Source organism: Streptomyces sp. MMBL 11-1, assembly GCF_028622875.1.
Lineage (GTDB): Bacteria > Actinomycetota > Actinomycetes > Streptomycetales > Streptomycetaceae > Streptomyces.
Map to the genome: position 1 here is coordinate 715,208 of NZ_CP117709.1, position 13,932 is coordinate 729,139.

Sequence of the window (13,932 nt, forward strand, 5' to 3'; positions counted from 1 at the left end):
GTCCCCCTTTCCGCGCGGGCGGCCCGGGCCCTCGGGGCCGCCCGCGACATCCGCGGCGGCTCAACGCAGCAGGGCGCCGGTCACCAAGGCCAGCCCCAGACCGGTGAGCGCCACACCGCTGCCGCCCTCGATGGCGCGGGCGGTACGCGGGCGGCGCAGCCACCGGCCCAGCCGGTCCACGAGCAGGGCGACGGCCGGGAACCAGATCAGCGCCAGCACCACCACGAGGGCCGCGAGCAGCAGGGTCCTGGGCAGCGGCGGCCGGCCGTGGGGCACGAACTGCGGCAGCAGGCTGAGGAAGAGGACCGGGGCCTTCGGGTTGAGCGCGTTGGTCAGGAACCCCTGGCGCAGCGCGCGTCCGAACGACCCGGGCACGGGCCGCCCCGGCTCGCCCTCGCCCTTGTCCGTACCGGAGGGGGAGCCGGAGCTGTCCCGTGAGGGCCGGCGGCGGATCGCGTACAGCGCGCTGACTCCGAGGTGGAGCACGTACGCGCCGCCGAGCAGCTGGACGGTACGGAAGAGGACCGGCATCGTCACCAGCACGGCGGCGAGCCCGGCGACCGCGAGCGCGGTATGCACCAGCAGCCCTCCGGCGACGCCGAGCGCGGTGGCCAGGCCGGCGGTGCGCGAGGCCAGGGCGTTGCGTACGACGACGGTGAAGTCGGCGCCGGGCAGCGCGACCATACCGGCGGCGACCCCGGTGAAGGCGATCAGTTGTGCGTCCATGCGTCCACCCTGGACCGGCGGAGCCTTTAGCGTGTACTTGCAATCTTCTGGGTCTGCCTAAAGGAACGCTTCATGTACGACCCGACACGGCTCGCGGCACTCGTGGCGGTCGCGGAGGCCGGATCGATCACCCGGGCCGCCGCCCGCCTGGGCTACACGGCGCCCGCGCTCTCCCAGCAGCTGGCCAAGCTGGAGCGGGAGGCGGGGGCGGCCCTGTTGGTGCGTCACCATCGCGGGGCGCGGCTGACGGCGGCGGGCGAGCTGCTGGCGGGCCGGGCCCGGCGGGTCCTGGACGAGCTGGACCAGGCGCGGCACGAGCTGGCGCGGCTGGCCGGACTCTCGGGTGGCAGGCTGCGGGTGGGGACGTTCACCACGGCCGGGATCCATCTGCTGCCGCCGGTCCTGAGTGCGTTCCGGCGCGCCCATCCGGAGGTCGAGCTGGCCGTCGCCGACTACGAACCGCCCGGCGGGATCGCCGCGGTGGTCGCGGGCGAGGTGGACCTCGCCCTGACCCATGCCTACGAACCGGCGACGGCCGGCCCCCCGCCGGTGGGCGTTCTCGTCGAACCCCTGCTGGTCGAGGAGCTGGTGCTGGTCACCTCGGTGGGCCACCGGCTCTCCGAGGGCACCGGACGGCTGCCGGTCGGCGAGCTGGCGGGGCGGCCGCTGATCAGCAGCGCGCCCACCCATCCGCCCCGGCGCGGGGTCGAGAGGGCGCTCGCCGAGGCCGGGGCGACGCCCGCGGTGGTCTGCGAGTCACCCGGGTACGCGCTGGTGTGCGCGCTGGTCAGCGCGGGTCTCGGGGTGGCGGTGGTGCCGGAGATGGTCGCCTCGATGGCGACGGCCCCGCTGTCGGTCCGGCGGCTGGAGCCCGCCTCGTTCCGCCGGACCATCTCGGTCGTGCACCGGGGCGACCGTTCGACCGCGGCGGCCGCGACGCTGCTCGCGCTGCTGCGCGGCGGTTTCGGCCGCGGGAGCACGGCCCCGTCCGCGAACCGGCCGTCGGCGGGCTGACCGGCACCTGTCCGATCAGCCCACGGGGCACCGGCGGGGCGGACCCCGGCCCCACTGTCAGCGCTGCACCGGAACGCCCCAGGGGAGGGCGATCCAGACCGTCTTGCCGCCCTCGGCGGTCGGGGTCACCTGGAGCCGCCCGCCGCGCTCCTTGGCCAGCGCCCGGATGATGACCATGCCCCGGCCGTTGTCCTGCCGTACGGCGGCGGGCAGCCGCTGGGGCCAGCGGGGGTGACTGTCCGTGACACCGAGATACAGCTCCTCGTCGCGTTCGAGGCGCAGATCCACGGTGAAGGTGGGTGACTGGCCGAACGTGTGCTGAACGGCGTTGGTGGCCAGCTCCGAGATGATCAGGCGGATGGTGTCGGCGAACTCGGTGTCTTCGGGCAGGCCCCACTGGGCCAGGGTCCTGGCGACATGTCTGCGGGCCGATGAGACCGACACCGGATCGGTCGGCAGAGTGACGGTTGCTTCCTGATGGTCTGCCATGGCGACGCCGTCCCTTTCCCGCCCTGGGCGACCGGCGGCCGGCCAGGATTGTGCTTCGCGCCAGATTGCCATTGATGCAGCTCCCTGTAACGGCGTTCGGCCAAGATATGCATATATCTGTCGCTCGAAGCGGTGAATTCGGGGCTCTCGCGGCGTGGGCGGACGGCACACTGACCCCTCTGCGGGCCGGTTCCGGTGACGGACCGGCCCTTCCCCACAGCAGAAGGAGACCCGCATGCTGCACGGCCCCGTCGTCCGACGGCGCAAGCTCGGCGAGGAGCTGCGAAGTCTGCGCCACGCCTCCGGGCTGACCAGCCGGGACGCGGCGCGGCTGCTCGGCTGGCACCAGTCGAAGGTGAGCCGCATCGAGACCGGCGCGAGCGGGGTGACGCCCGCCGACGTGTCACTGCTGCTGGACGTCTACGCGGTGCGCGACACCCAGTTGCGCTCCCTGCTCGAAGTCCTCGCGGGATCGGCGGGTGGCGGCGGTGCGGGCTGGTGGCACGCCTACCGGGGGCTGATCCCACCGCAGTACCGCGACTTCATCAGCCTGGAGTCGCAGGCCAGTACGGTCCGGACGCTGGAGACCTCGGTGGTACCGGGACTTCTCCAGACCGCGGGGTACGCACGGGCCGTGACCCGCGCCTCGCTGGACGGGTTACCGGCCGGCCGGCTCGACTCCCTGGTGGAGGTCCGGCTGACCCGCCAGCGGGTCCTGCGCGCGAACCCGCCGCTGCGCTTCACCGCCGTGCTGGACGAGGCGGTGCTCCACCGCGAGGTGGGCGGGCCGGAGGTGATGCGAGACCAGTTGCAGCATCTGCGACAGGTGGCCCAACTCCCGCATGTGCAGTTGCAGTTGCTGCCGTTCTCGGCCGGCGGCTATGTCGGCCTCACCGGCCCTTTCGTTATTTTCTCCTTTCCGAACATTTCTGATCTGGATGTGGTCGTTCTTGACCACTTGACGAGTAGCCTCTATCTGGAGCGGAAAGAAGACCTCGACGCGTACAGCTCGGCCTTCCGTTCCTTGCAGGCACACGCGCTGTCGCCAGAACGCTCGCTGGACCTCATCACCGAGATCGGACGCAGCTAAGGGGCCGCCATGTCAGACCGTCTCCCACTGCCCGCCGCACCCCCGCGGTCAACCGCGCCGCCCGCTCCGCACTGGCGGCGCAGCAGCCACTCCACCGGGATGAACAACTGCGTGGAGACCGCGCGGTTCGGCGGCGCACTGCTCGCCGTACGCGACTCGAAGAACGTGGACCGACCGCCGCTGCGCTTCTCGCCGGCGGCCTGGAGCACGTTCGTGGCCGGACTCGGCCCGCACGGAACCGGACCGCACGGAACCGGACCGCACTGAACCGGTTCGCACGGATCCGGTTCGCACCGGATCAGCTGACCCGGGCGTCCGCCTGCCGGGGAGCGGTGGCCAGGACCGTGGCCACCGCGGTCGCGATCTGCTCCTCGGTCAGGTCGGCCCGCGCCGTCAGCCGCAGCCGCGAGACGCCGTCCGGTACCGACGGCGGGCGGAAGCAGCCCACCGCCATCCCGGCCGCCCGGCAGTCGGCCGCCCAGCGCACCGCCGCGTCCGCCGAGGGCGCCCGGACGGAGACGACGGCAGCGTCGGGCCGGACCGTCCTCAGCTCCGCGGCGGTGAACCGGGTGAACAGCGCGGTGGCCACCTCCCGGGCGCGGTCGGCCCGTTCGGGCTCCCGGCGCAGCACCCCGAGGGCGCCGAGCGCGCCGCCCACCGCCGCCGGGGCGAGTCCGGTGTCGAAGATGAACGTACGGGCCGTGTTGACCAGGTGGTCGATGACCCGGGCGGGGCCCAGGACCGCCCCGCCCTGACTGCCGAGGGACTTGGACAGGGTGAGCGTGGCCACGATCCCGTCGCCGCCCGCCAGCCGGGCCGCGGCGAGCGCGCCGCGGCCGCCGGCGCCCAGCACTCCGAGGCCGTGGGCGTCGTCGACCAGCAGGGCGGCGTTCGCGGAGCGACAGACCTCGGCCAGTCCGGGGAGCGGGGCGGCGTCGCCGTCGACGGAGAACACCGAGTCGGTGACCGCGAGGGCCCGCCCGTCGTGCGCCCGCAGGGCCTTCCCGAACGCCTCCGGGTCGGCATGGGCGACGACGGCGGTCTCGGCGCGGGAGAGCCGGCAACCGTCCACGATCGAGGCGTGGTTGCCCGCGTCGGAGACGATGAGCGAGCCGTGCCCGGTCAGCGCGGTCAGCGCGGCGAGATTGGCCGCGTACCCGGAGGAGAACACGAGGGCCGCCTCGAAACCGCAGAACGCGGCGAGCTCCCGTTCGAGTTCGGCATGCAGGGCGGTGGAGCCGGTGACCAGGCGCGACCCGGTCGCTCCGGCGCCCCACCGCCGCGCGGCGGCGGCCGCGGCGGCCGTGACCTCCGGATGCCGGGTGAGGCCCAGATAGTCGTTGCTCGCGAGGTCCAGCAGCTCCGGCTCGGCGCCGCGCGGACGCAGGGCGCGTACGAGTCCGGCGGCGGCCCGGCCGCGGGCCTCGGCGTCGATCCAGTCGAACGGGGCGAAGGACATGGGGCGGTCCCCTTGGGTAGGCGGGCCATCGGCGGGCGGCTCCGCGCGGACGGTCCGGTGCGGAGTCCCTTTGTAGGCAGCCAACAGACCCTAGCCGGGTGCGCAGCAGGTCAGGGTGTGGCAATACACACACCCTCGCACGGGTCTCCTGTCTGGTTCCTCCTTGGCTGGAGGCGGTGCCGTAAGCGAGGATCATCTTCCATGGACCTGCTGAACACGCTGGTGGACAAGGGACTGCGGCGCGAACTGCCGACCCGCGAAGAAGCGCTCGCCGTACTGGCGACCTCCGACGACGAGCTGCTCGACGTGGTGGCCGCCGCCGGGAAGGTGCGCCGTCAGTGGTTCGGGCGGCGCGTCAAGCTCAACTACCTGGTCAACCTCAAGTCGGGGCTCTGCCCCGAGGACTGCTCCTACTGCTCGCAGCGGCTCGGCTCGAAGGCCGGGATCCTCAAGTACACCTGGCTGAAGCCGGACGAGGCGTCCAGGGCCGCCGCCGCCGGAGTGGCGGGCGGCGCCAAGCGGGTCTGCCTGGTCGCGAGCGGGCGCGGCCCGACGGACCGGGACGTCGACCGGGTCTCGAAGACCATCGAGGCGATCAAGGAGGAGAACGAGGGCATCGAGGTCTGCGCCTGCCTCGGTCTTCTCTCCGACGGGCAGGCCGACCGGCTGCGTTCGGCGGGCGCCGACGCGTACAACCACAACCTCAACACGTCCGAGGAGACGTACGGGGCGATCACCACCACCCACACGTACGCGGACCGGGTGGAGACCGTGCAGCAGGCCCAGGCCGCCGGGCTCTCGGCGTGTTCCGGGCTGATCGCCGGGATGGGCGAGAGCGACAAGGACCTGGTCGACGTCGTGTTCGCGCTGCGGGACCTGGACCCGGACTCGGTGCCGGTGAACTTCCTGATCCCGTTCGAGGGAACACCGCTCGCCAAGGAGTGGAACCTCACCCCGCAGCGCTGCCTGCGCATTCTGGCGATGGTCCGCTTCGTCTGCCCCGACGTCGAAGTGCGGCTCGCGGGGGGCCGTGAGGTGCACCTGCGCTCGATGCAGCCACTGGCGCTCCACCTGGTCAACTCCATCTTCCTGGGCGACTACCTGACGAGCGAGGGCCAGGCCGGCCAGACCGACCTGGACATGATCGCGGACGCCGGTTTCGAGGTGGAGGGCGCGGGCACGACGACGCTGCCGCGTCACCGGGCCGACGCCCTCGGCGGCTGCGGCACGCAGGACGCCACGGCGGGGGCCGGCTGCGGATCGCACGACACCGCCGGAACCGCGGGCTGCGGTTCCCACGGAGGCGGCGGGGGCTGCGGGCCGTGCGGTGGCCACGGGGAGCAGGAGCAGGAGCCGGTGGGCGCCGCGGAGAGCGCGACGGCTTCGCGTACGGACGCCAACGGAGCGGCCCGCACCGATCTGGTGGCGGTCCGCCGTCGCGGTGCGGGAACGGACCTCGCGCCCAATGCCTGAAGCACCTGCCGCCGAGGTCACCGGGCACTCCGGGCCCGCGGCTCCGAAGCCGTACGCCCCCGACGAACTGCGGGCACTGGACCGCGCGCACGTCTGGCACCCGTACGGTCCGATGCCGGGCCGTCAGGAGCCGCTGGTCGTGGAGTCGGCCTCCGGCGTACGGCTCCGGCTCGCCGAACCCGTCGAGGGGCAGCGCGAGCTGGTGGACGGCATGTCCTCCTGGTGGTCGGCGGTGCACGGCTACAACCACCCGGTCCTCAACGAGGCCGCGCGCGGCCAGCTGGACCGGATGAGCCATGTGATGTTCGGCGGGCTCACCCATGAGCCCGCGGTCCGGCTGGCGACCCGGCTGGTGGAGATCACCCCCGGGCCGCTCCAGCACGTCTTCCTCGCCGACTCGGGGTCCGTCTCCGTGGAGGTCGCGGTCAAGATGTGCCTCCAGTTCTGGCGTTCGCTCGGGCGTCCGTCCAAGCAACGGCTGCTGACCTGGCGCGGGGGCTATCACGGGGACACCTGGCAGCCGATGTCGGTGTGCGACCCGGAGGGCGGAATGCACGGGCTGTGGTCGGGGGCCCTGCCCCGGCAGGTCTTCGCCGACGCCCCGCCGGACGGTTTCGACGCCGAGCCGGACCCGGCCTACGTGACGCGTCTGCGGGAGCTGATCGCCGAGCACGCCCACGAGCTCGCCGCGGTCATCGTGGAGCCGGTGGTACAGGGGGCCGGCGGGATGCGGTTCCACTCCCCCGCCTATCTGCGGGTGCTGCGCGAGGCCTGCGACGCGTACGACGTGCTGCTGGTCCTCGACGAGATCGCGACCGGTTTCGGGCGTACGGGCAAGCTCTTCGCCGCCGGGCACGCCGGGATCTCGCCGGATGTCATGTGCGTCGGCAAGGCCTTGACCGGTGGTTATCTCACGATGGCGGCGACGCTGTGCACCACCCGGGTGGCCGAGGGCATCTCCAGCGGCGACGTTCCGGTGCTGGCGCACGGACCGACGTTCATGGGCAACCCGCTGGCCGCGTCGGTGGCCTCGGCCTCCGTGGACCTGCTGCTCGGCCAGGACTGGGAGGGCGAGGTGGCGCGGATCGGCGCGGGCCTGCGCTCCGGGCTCGGGCGCGCCGCGGACCTCGCCGGAGTGGTGGACGTACGCGTCCTGGGCGCGATCGGGGTCGTCCAGCTCGACCACGAGGTGGACATGGCGGCGGCGACCCGCGCGGCCGTGCGCGAGGGCGTCTGGCTGCGGCCGTTCCGCGATCTCGTCTACACGATGCCGCCGTACGTCACGGGGGACGAGGACGTGGCGCGGATCTGCCGGGCCGTGTGCGCCGCGGCACGGGAGGGCTGAGCCGGTATGTCGACGATCCTGGTGGTGTCCGGTACGGGCACGGAGATCGGCAAGACGGTGGTGACCGCCGCCGTGGCGGCCACCGCGCGGGGCCGCGGGGTCGCGGTGCTCAAGCCCGCGCAGACCGGGCTCGGCCCCGGGGAGCCGGGCGATGCCGCCGAGGCCGCGCGCCTGGCGGGGAGCCATGTGACGGCGGTCGAACTGGCCCGATTTCCGGAGCCGTTGGCTCCGGCCACGGCCGCCCGGCGGGCGGGGCTCGCGCCCGTGCGGCCGTACGAGGTCGCCGAGGCCGCGGAGAAGCTGGCCACCGAGCACGACCTCGTGCTGGTGGAGGGTGCGGGCGGGCTGCTCGTACGGTTCGACGACGAGGGCGGCACGCTCGCGGACGCGGCCCGTCTGCTGTCCGCGCCGGTACTGCTGGTGGCCCCCGCGGGCCTGGGCACGCTGAACGCCACCGCGCTGACGGCCGAGGCGCTGCGGAACCGGGGGCTGAGCTGCCGGGGCGTCGTGATCGGCAGCATGCCTGCGGAGCCTGACCTCGCGTCCCGCTGCAACATCGAGGACCTGCCGGTGGTGGCCGGTGCACCCCTGCTCGGCGCGGTACCGGCCGGCGCGGGTTCGCTGCCGGGCGCCGTCTTCGCGGCGCGCGCGCCGGGCTGGCTGGCTCCGGAGCTCGGAGGGACCTGGGCCACGCGCTGACGGGGCCCGCCGAGGGGCGTTCGGGCGGCCTCGATGATTCCCGCCGGGGCGATCCGGGGGAGAATCGTGGAGGAACGTCACGTCCGCCCCTCACGCGTCACGTCCACTCCTCAGCGGAGGTCCGTCATGCAGCCGCGCAGCAGGAAGCTTCCCCGGGACGCCGTGCACCACCCGGTCTTCGCCCGCTTCTACGCACGGGTGAGCGTGACCGCCGACCGGAAGGGCGGCATCGCCGCGTACCGCGAGGAGCTTCTGTCGGGGCTCTCCGGCCGGGTCATCGAGATCGGCGCCGGGAACGGGCTGAACTTCGCCCACTACCCCGGTGCCGTCTCGGAGGTCGTGGCGCTGGAGCCGGAACGCTCGCTGCGGCAGCTCGCCGCCCGCTCCGCCCTGCGCGCGGAGGTGCCGGTGGATGTGGTGCCGGGGGCGGCCGAGGCGTTGCCGGTCAAGAGCGAGGCCTTCGACGGGGCGGTGGCGTCCCTGGTCCTGTGCACCGTACGGGATGTGCCCCGGGCGCTCGCCGAGATCAAACGGGTCCTGCGGCCGGGCGGCGAACTGCGGTTCTTCGAGCACGGGACCGCGCCGGGCGGCCGGGCGCTGGCCACCGCGCAGCGGGTGGCCGACCGGACCCTGTGGCCGCTCCTCTTCGGCGGCTGCCACACGGCCCGGGACCCGCTGGCCGCGATCGCGGCGGCGGGCTTCGAGATGGGCGCGTACCGCAGGCTGCGGATCCCGGAGACGGGCCTCCAGGTGCCCTCCTCCCCGTGTGTCCTGGGCGTGGCGCGCAAGCCGTTCACCGAGGACTGAGGACGGAGCCGGATCGCGAGGTGGTGCGCCCGGTCAGCCGTGGCGCGCTCTGCCCGGTCTGCCGCGGGGCGTTCCGCCGGGCCTGGCGTGGATGTTCCGCCGGGCCTGGCGTGGGGTGTTCCGCCCGTGTCTCATACGCTCCACCGCCGCAGCTCGTCGGCGATGGCCCGCACGTCCGCCTTGCCCTGCTTCACGAGCAGCGCCAGATCGCGGACCTGCTCGGGCGAGGTGATGACCTTGAGCCCGGAGGCGACGAGGTAGCCGTACGCGACGGCCGAGGCGAACATCGCGTTGGAGTGTTCGAGTGCGGGCACATGCAGCAGCAGCTGCAACAGGGCGGCCGCCCGTGCGTGCGGGTCGCTGTAGACCGCGCTGCCGAAGATCTCCGCGTCGTGCCGTGCGACAGCGGCGACGAGCGCACCCCAGTCGACGACCTGCGGGTCTCCGGGCGTCTTGTGCTCGGCGACCATGAGCAACCAGGAAAGGTCGATCCGAAGATTCAACGGGTGCCTTCGCGCTCCGGGCCGAACTCCTCGGCGAACACCGACTCGTACTGCTTCATGAAGTCGGCCGCGGCCTCGACGAAGGTGTGTCCCACCTCGCCCGCGTCCTGCTGGACGAGTTCCTCTATGTAGCGGTTCACGCTCATCCCCCTCTGGAGCGCGCGCTGTCGCGCGGCCTCGGCGGTGGCCTCGTCCACTCGAACGTTCAGCTGTGTCTTGGGCACCCGACCACGCTAGCGCGGCCGTGCTAGCACCGGCAAGAGGAGCGTCGGCCGCACGGTGAAACACGATCGACGCCCGGTCGCGGCGGATGGTGGGATGGCCGACATGAACGATCTTTCGATACGGACCGCGACCCCGGCCGACCTGGACGAGGTACTCGCCTTCTGGAAGGTGGCCGCTGAGGGCACCAGCATCAGCGACGACGAGGACGGGGTCGCACGGCTGGTGGAACGGGACCCCGGCGCCTTGATTCTCGCGGTGCGGGAGGGGGCGCTGGCGGGCACCGTCATCGCGGGCTTCGACGGCTGGCGCTGCCATCTCTACCGGCTCGCGGTCCACCCGGACCAGCGGCGCCGAGGCGTGGGCGGCGCCCTCCTGGCGGCGGCCGAGGAACGGTTCGTCGCACTGGGCGGGCGGCGCGCCGACGCCATGGTCCTCGACCGCAACACGTCGGCTCAGCAGGCGTGGCGCGCGGTGGGTTACGAGCCCGAGCCGCAGTGGAGCCGCTGGGTGAAGCACCTGACGGGCTGAGGGGAAGGTACGGCAGGCGCTGAGGCACTGGTGCGGACGGCGGTCTCCGACCGGTACGGCGGACATGGAAGCGGTAGGCGGAGCGCTGCTGGGCAGACGCCCTACGATGACATGCCCTCCGTCACCCCCTGCCGAAAGGTGTGAGCGTCCGTCCATGGGCGAACCTCCCAGTAGCCGATTCCGCCGACACCGCGCGGTCCCCCCGCCCCTGCCCGATCATGGGACGGAGGTGAACCGATGACCGAAGTGCTTCTGCTGCTCGTCGCGCTGCTGCTCTGCGTCGCCTGCGGCGCGTTCGTCGCGGCGGAGTTCTCCCTGACCACGGTGGAGCGCAGCGAGCTCGAACGGGCTGTCGAGCGGGGCGACCGAGGTGCCGCGAGCGCGCTCAAGGCCGTCCGGAGCCTCACCTTCCAGCTCTCGGGCGCCCAGCTCGGCATCACCGTCACCAATCTGGTGATCGGCATGCTCTCCGAGCCGTCCATCGCCAAGCTGATCCGCGGCCCCGTCGAGGCGGCGGGGCTGCCTCCCGCCGCGGCGTCCACCCTGGCACTCGCCCTCGGCACGGCGCTGTCCACGGTGGTCCTGATGGTGGTCGGCGAGCTGGTCCCGAAGAACTGGGCGATCTCCTCCCCGCTCGCCGTGGCCAAGGCGGTGGCGACACCGCAACGAGGGTTCACCGCGCTGTTCCGGCCCTTCATCAGCCACCTCAACAACACGGCCAACCGGATCGTGCGCCGCTTCGGTCTGGAACCGACCGAGGAGCTGGCCTCCGCCCGCAGTCCGCAGGAGCTGGTGGCGCTGGCCCGGCACTCCGCCAGGACGGGTGCGCTGGAGGCGGACACGGCCGAACTGTTCGTCCGCACGCTGAACCTCTCCGAGCTGACCGCGGAGAACGTGATGACGCCGCGCGTGCAGGTGACCGCGCTGGAGCTGCACGCGACGGCCGAGGACGTCGCCAACGCCACGCGTGCGACCGGGCTGTCCCGCTTCCCCGTCTACCGGGGCAGTCTGGACACCGTGGTCGGCGTGGCCCACATCAAGGACGTACTGGCGATCCCCGCCGACCGGCGGCCCCGCACCCGCGTGGCGGAACTGCTGCGCGAACCCCTGCTCGTGCCGGAGACGCTCACCGTGGACCGGCTGCTGGACCGGCTGTCCGGAAGGCTCGCCATGGCCGTGGTGATCGACGAGTACGGCGGGACGGCGGGGGTCGCGACACTGGAGGACATCGTGGAGGAAGTCGTCGGCGAGGTCCGGGACGAGCACGATCCGCACGAGACGCCCGACCTCGCCGCCGCCGGTGAGGACGCCGACGGGCGGACCCTGTGGTCGGCCGACGGGGCGGCGCGCACCGACCAGCTCCGCAGGATCGGCCTGCGGGTGCCGGACGGACCCTACGAGACCCTCGCGGGGCTGATCGCCGCCGAGATCGGACGGATCCCGACGGTGGACGACAGCGTCGAGCTGGAAGGATGGCGGATCGACGTGGTCGACGCCTCGGGCCGCCGGGCCGCGCGGGCTCTGCTGCACGCCCCGCTGCCGGAATCCGAGGACCGGACGGAGGGCGAGCGGTGATCGTTCTCCAGCTCTTCATCGGCCTGCTGATGATCGCGGTGAACGCCTTCTTCGTGGGAGCCGAGTTCGCCCTGATCTCCGTGCGTCGCAGCCAGATCGAGCCGGAGGCCGAAGCCGGGCACAAGCGGGCCCGCAGCGTCATCTGGGGCCTGGAACACGTCTCCGCGCTCCTGGCCGCAGCGCAGCTCGGCATCACCCTCAGCACCCTGGTGCTGGGCATCGCCGCCGAACCGGCCATCGCGCATGTGCTGGAGCCGATGTTCGACGCCGTGGGCGTGCCGCACGGGCTGGTCCACCCGCTGTCGTTCGTCATCGCGCTGGGTGTGGCCACCTACCTGCACATGCTGCTGGGTGAGATGGTCCCGAAGAACATCGCTCTGGCCGAGCCCGCGCGGAGCGCCTTGCTGCTGGGCCCGCCGCTGGTCGCCATGGCCCGCGCCCTGCGGCCGGTGATCTTCGCGATCAACGCGTTCGCGAACGCCCTGCTCAAGTTGTTGCGGGTGGAGACGAGGGACGAGGTGTCCGCGACCTTCTCGGACGACGAACTGGCCCGGATGGTGCAGGACGCCGGGGACGCGGGACTGGTCGACGACCGCTCCGCGCAGCGCCTCCACCACGCCCTGGAGCTGGGCCGTCGCCCGGTGCGGGACGTGGCGATGCCGGTCGGCCAGGTGCTGTACGCGAGGGTCGGCACGACACCGGAGGAGCTGGAGCGGCTCTCCTCCGAGTCCGGCTTCTCGCGCTTCCCGGTGATGGACAGCGAGCAGCGCTTCCTCGGCTACCTCCATGTGAAGGACGCGCTGGACGCGACGCCCCGGGACGTTCCCTTCCCGGTGACGGCGATGCGGCCGATCGCCCGCGTCCGGGCGGCGACCCCGCTGGACGACGTGCTCACCGCTCTGCGGCGCAGCCGTACCCACCTGGCGGCCGTCCTCGACGACGACGGCCGACTGGCCGGCATGGTCACGATGGAGGACGTGCTCCGCGAACTCGTCGGACGGCCGCAGTCCCGCTGATCCGCCGGTTCCACAACCCGCGGCCGGGCCCGTTCGGCGGGCCGGGCCGCGGGCCGTCGCGGTAGGATCACCGGGCCATGGAATTGAATGCCTCCTACACCAGTCTCGTCGCGGTCGGCGACTCGTTCACCGAGGGCATGTCGGATCTGCTCGCCGACGGCACGTACCGGGGCTGGGCCGACGTCCTCGCCTCCCGGCTGGCTGCCCGGGTCCCCGGTGACCGGTCCGCCGGCGGCCGTTCTCCCGGTTTCCGGTACGCCAACCTCGCGGTGCGCGGGAAGCTCATCGGCCAGATCGTCGACGAGCAGGTGGACGCGGCGGCCGCGCTCCAGGCCGATGTGGTGACGCTCGTCGGCGGGCTCAACGACACGTTGCGCCCGAAGTGCGACATGGGCATGGTCAAGGGGCGGCTGGAAGAGGCAGTGGAACGCCTGGCCCCCTCCTGCGAGCGACTCGTCCTGATGCGCAGCCCCGCCCGCAACGGCCCGGTGCTGGAGCGGTTCCGGCCCCGTATGGAGGAACTGTTCACCCTGGTCGACGACCTGGCCGCCCGGCACGGGGCCACGGTGGTCGACCTCTACAGCGCACCGTCGCTCAGCGATCCCCGCATGTGGGACGTGGACCGGCTGCACCTGAACGCCGAGGGCCACCGGCGCGTCGCCGAGGCCGTCTGGCAGGCGCTGGGGCTTCCGGCCGAGCTCGACTGGTGGACGCCGGTCCCCGCGACCGCGCCGCCGCGTTGGGCCTCCCGACGGACCGAGGACATCCGCTTCGCCCGCCGACACCTGGCCCCGTGGATCGGGCGGCGGCTCACCGGCCGCTCCTCCGGCGACGGACGCTCCGGAGCGCAGTTCGACGCCGTGACGGGCCAGGCCTTCTGGATCACGCCCGCGGACGCCGAGAGGCCCGGTCCGGTGACGGGGTGGCGCCGGGCGGTTTCACCCGACGCGACGGTGATCACCACCGAGGCCGACTGAGTTCAC

Annotated in this window: 16 protein-coding genes; 11 read left to right on the top strand and 5 right to left on the bottom strand. The window is 72.9% G+C overall.

Annotation, left to right across the window (positions count from 1 at the left end; translation table 11 throughout):
• Nucleotides 1-60 precede the first annotated feature (60 nt).
• Nucleotides 61-726: a LysE family translocator gene (locus PSQ21_RS02960; protein WP_274028832.1), complete on the bottom strand. Its 666-nt coding sequence runs from the start codon at nt 724-726 to the stop codon at nt 61-63.
• A gap of 72 nt (nt 727-798) precedes the next feature.
• Here PSQ21_RS02960 and PSQ21_RS02965 point away from each other — a divergent pair, with 72 nt between their 5' ends.
• Complete coding sequence (locus PSQ21_RS02965; protein ID WP_274028833.1) at nt 799-1,740, top strand: LysR family transcriptional regulator; 942 nt, start codon at nt 799-801, stop codon at nt 1,738-1,740.
• 57 nt (nt 1,741-1,797) lie between these two features.
• Here PSQ21_RS02965 and PSQ21_RS02970 read toward each other — a convergent pair whose 3' ends face one another.
• Nucleotides 1,798-2,229, bottom strand: coding sequence for an ATP-binding protein (locus tag PSQ21_RS02970; protein ID WP_274028834.1), 432 nt, complete (start codon nt 2,227-2,229; stop codon nt 1,798-1,800).
• Between the two features lie 235 nt (nt 2,230-2,464).
• Between PSQ21_RS02970 and PSQ21_RS02975 the strand changes: the two genes are divergently transcribed.
• Both PSQ21_RS02975 and PSQ21_RS02980 read left to right on the top strand, forming a co-directional pair.
• Complete coding sequence (locus PSQ21_RS02975; RefSeq protein WP_274028835.1) at nt 2,465-3,319, top strand: helix-turn-helix domain-containing protein; 855 nt, start codon at nt 2,465-2,467, stop codon at nt 3,317-3,319.
• A gap of 9 nt (nt 3,320-3,328) precedes the next feature.
• Entirely contained in the window at nt 3,329-3,586 is a 258-nt protein-coding gene (locus PSQ21_RS02980) for a DUF397 domain-containing protein (RefSeq protein WP_274028836.1), read from the top strand.
• Nucleotides 3,587-3,617: 31 nt separating this feature from the next.
• Here the strand turns inward: PSQ21_RS02980 and PSQ21_RS02985 are convergent, their stop codons facing one another.
• Nucleotides 3,618-4,778 (bottom strand): 8-amino-7-oxononanoate synthase, encoded by a 1,161-nt coding sequence (locus tag PSQ21_RS02985; protein WP_274028837.1) that lies wholly within the window; start codon nt 4,776-4,778, stop codon nt 3,618-3,620.
• A 201-nt stretch (nt 4,779-4,979) separates the two neighbouring features.
• Here PSQ21_RS02985 and bioB point away from each other — a divergent pair, with 201 nt between their 5' ends.
• From bioB to PSQ21_RS03005, 4 genes are all read left to right on the top strand, one after another.
• Nucleotides 4,980-6,251 carry a biotin synthase BioB gene (gene bioB / locus PSQ21_RS02990; protein ID WP_274028838.1) on the top strand — a complete coding sequence of 424 codons (1,272 nt, stop codon included), beginning with the start codon at nt 4,980-4,982 and terminating at the stop codon, nt 6,249-6,251.
• A complete protein-coding gene (locus PSQ21_RS02995) occupies nt 6,244-7,596 on the top strand; it encodes an adenosylmethionine--8-amino-7-oxononanoate transaminase (RefSeq protein ID WP_274028839.1) in 1,353 nt (450 codons plus the stop codon). Before bioB ends, PSQ21_RS02995 begins: the two co-directional genes overlap by 8 nt.
• Before the next feature lie 6 nt (nt 7,597-7,602).
• Nucleotides 7,603-8,295: a dethiobiotin synthase gene (bioD, locus tag PSQ21_RS03000; protein ID WP_274028840.1), complete on the top strand. Its 693-nt coding sequence runs from the start codon at nt 7,603-7,605 to the stop codon at nt 8,293-8,295.
• Between the two features lie 126 nt (nt 8,296-8,421).
• Nucleotides 8,422-9,102: a class I SAM-dependent methyltransferase gene (locus PSQ21_RS03005; protein WP_274028841.1), complete on the top strand. Its 681-nt coding sequence runs from the start codon at nt 8,422-8,424 to the stop codon at nt 9,100-9,102.
• 131 nt (nt 9,103-9,233) lie between these two features.
• On the opposite strand, the gene PSQ21_RS03010 is transcribed toward PSQ21_RS03005, so the two are convergent.
• Together PSQ21_RS03010 and PSQ21_RS03015 are read right to left on the bottom strand one after the other, a co-directional pair.
• Nucleotides 9,234-9,605, bottom strand: a complete 372-nt coding sequence (locus PSQ21_RS03010) for a fic family toxin-antitoxin system, toxin component (protein WP_274028842.1) — start codon at nt 9,603-9,605, stop codon at nt 9,234-9,236.
• Nucleotides 9,602-9,829 (bottom strand): hypothetical protein, encoded by a 228-nt coding sequence (locus tag PSQ21_RS03015; RefSeq protein WP_010062312.1) that lies wholly within the window; start codon nt 9,827-9,829, stop codon nt 9,602-9,604. The genes PSQ21_RS03010 and PSQ21_RS03015 overlap by 4 nt, the downstream gene beginning before the upstream one ends.
• Nucleotides 9,830-9,923: 94 nt before the next feature.
• Between PSQ21_RS03015 and PSQ21_RS03020 the strand changes: the two genes are divergently transcribed.
• The 4 genes from PSQ21_RS03020 to PSQ21_RS03035 all read left to right on the top strand — a co-directional run bounded on the left by PSQ21_RS03020 (nt 9,924) and on the right by PSQ21_RS03035 (nt 13,926).
• Nucleotides 9,924-10,358: a GNAT family N-acetyltransferase gene (locus PSQ21_RS03020; protein ID WP_274028843.1), complete on the top strand. Its 435-nt coding sequence runs from the start codon at nt 9,924-9,926 to the stop codon at nt 10,356-10,358.
• Between the two features lie 237 nt (nt 10,359-10,595).
• A complete protein-coding gene (locus PSQ21_RS03025; protein WP_274028844.1) occupies nt 10,596-11,933 on the top strand; it encodes a hemolysin family protein in 1,338 nt (445 codons plus the stop codon).
• Nucleotides 11,930-12,949 (top strand): hemolysin family protein, encoded by a 1,020-nt coding sequence (locus tag PSQ21_RS03030; protein WP_274028845.1) that lies wholly within the window; start codon nt 11,930-11,932, stop codon nt 12,947-12,949. The genes PSQ21_RS03025 and PSQ21_RS03030 overlap by 4 nt, the downstream gene beginning before the upstream one ends.
• Nucleotides 12,950-13,026: 77 nt before the next feature.
• Complete coding sequence (locus tag PSQ21_RS03035; RefSeq protein WP_274028846.1) at nt 13,027-13,926, top strand: SGNH/GDSL hydrolase family protein; 900 nt, start codon at nt 13,027-13,029, stop codon at nt 13,924-13,926.
• Nucleotides 13,927-13,932 lie beyond the last annotated feature (6 nt).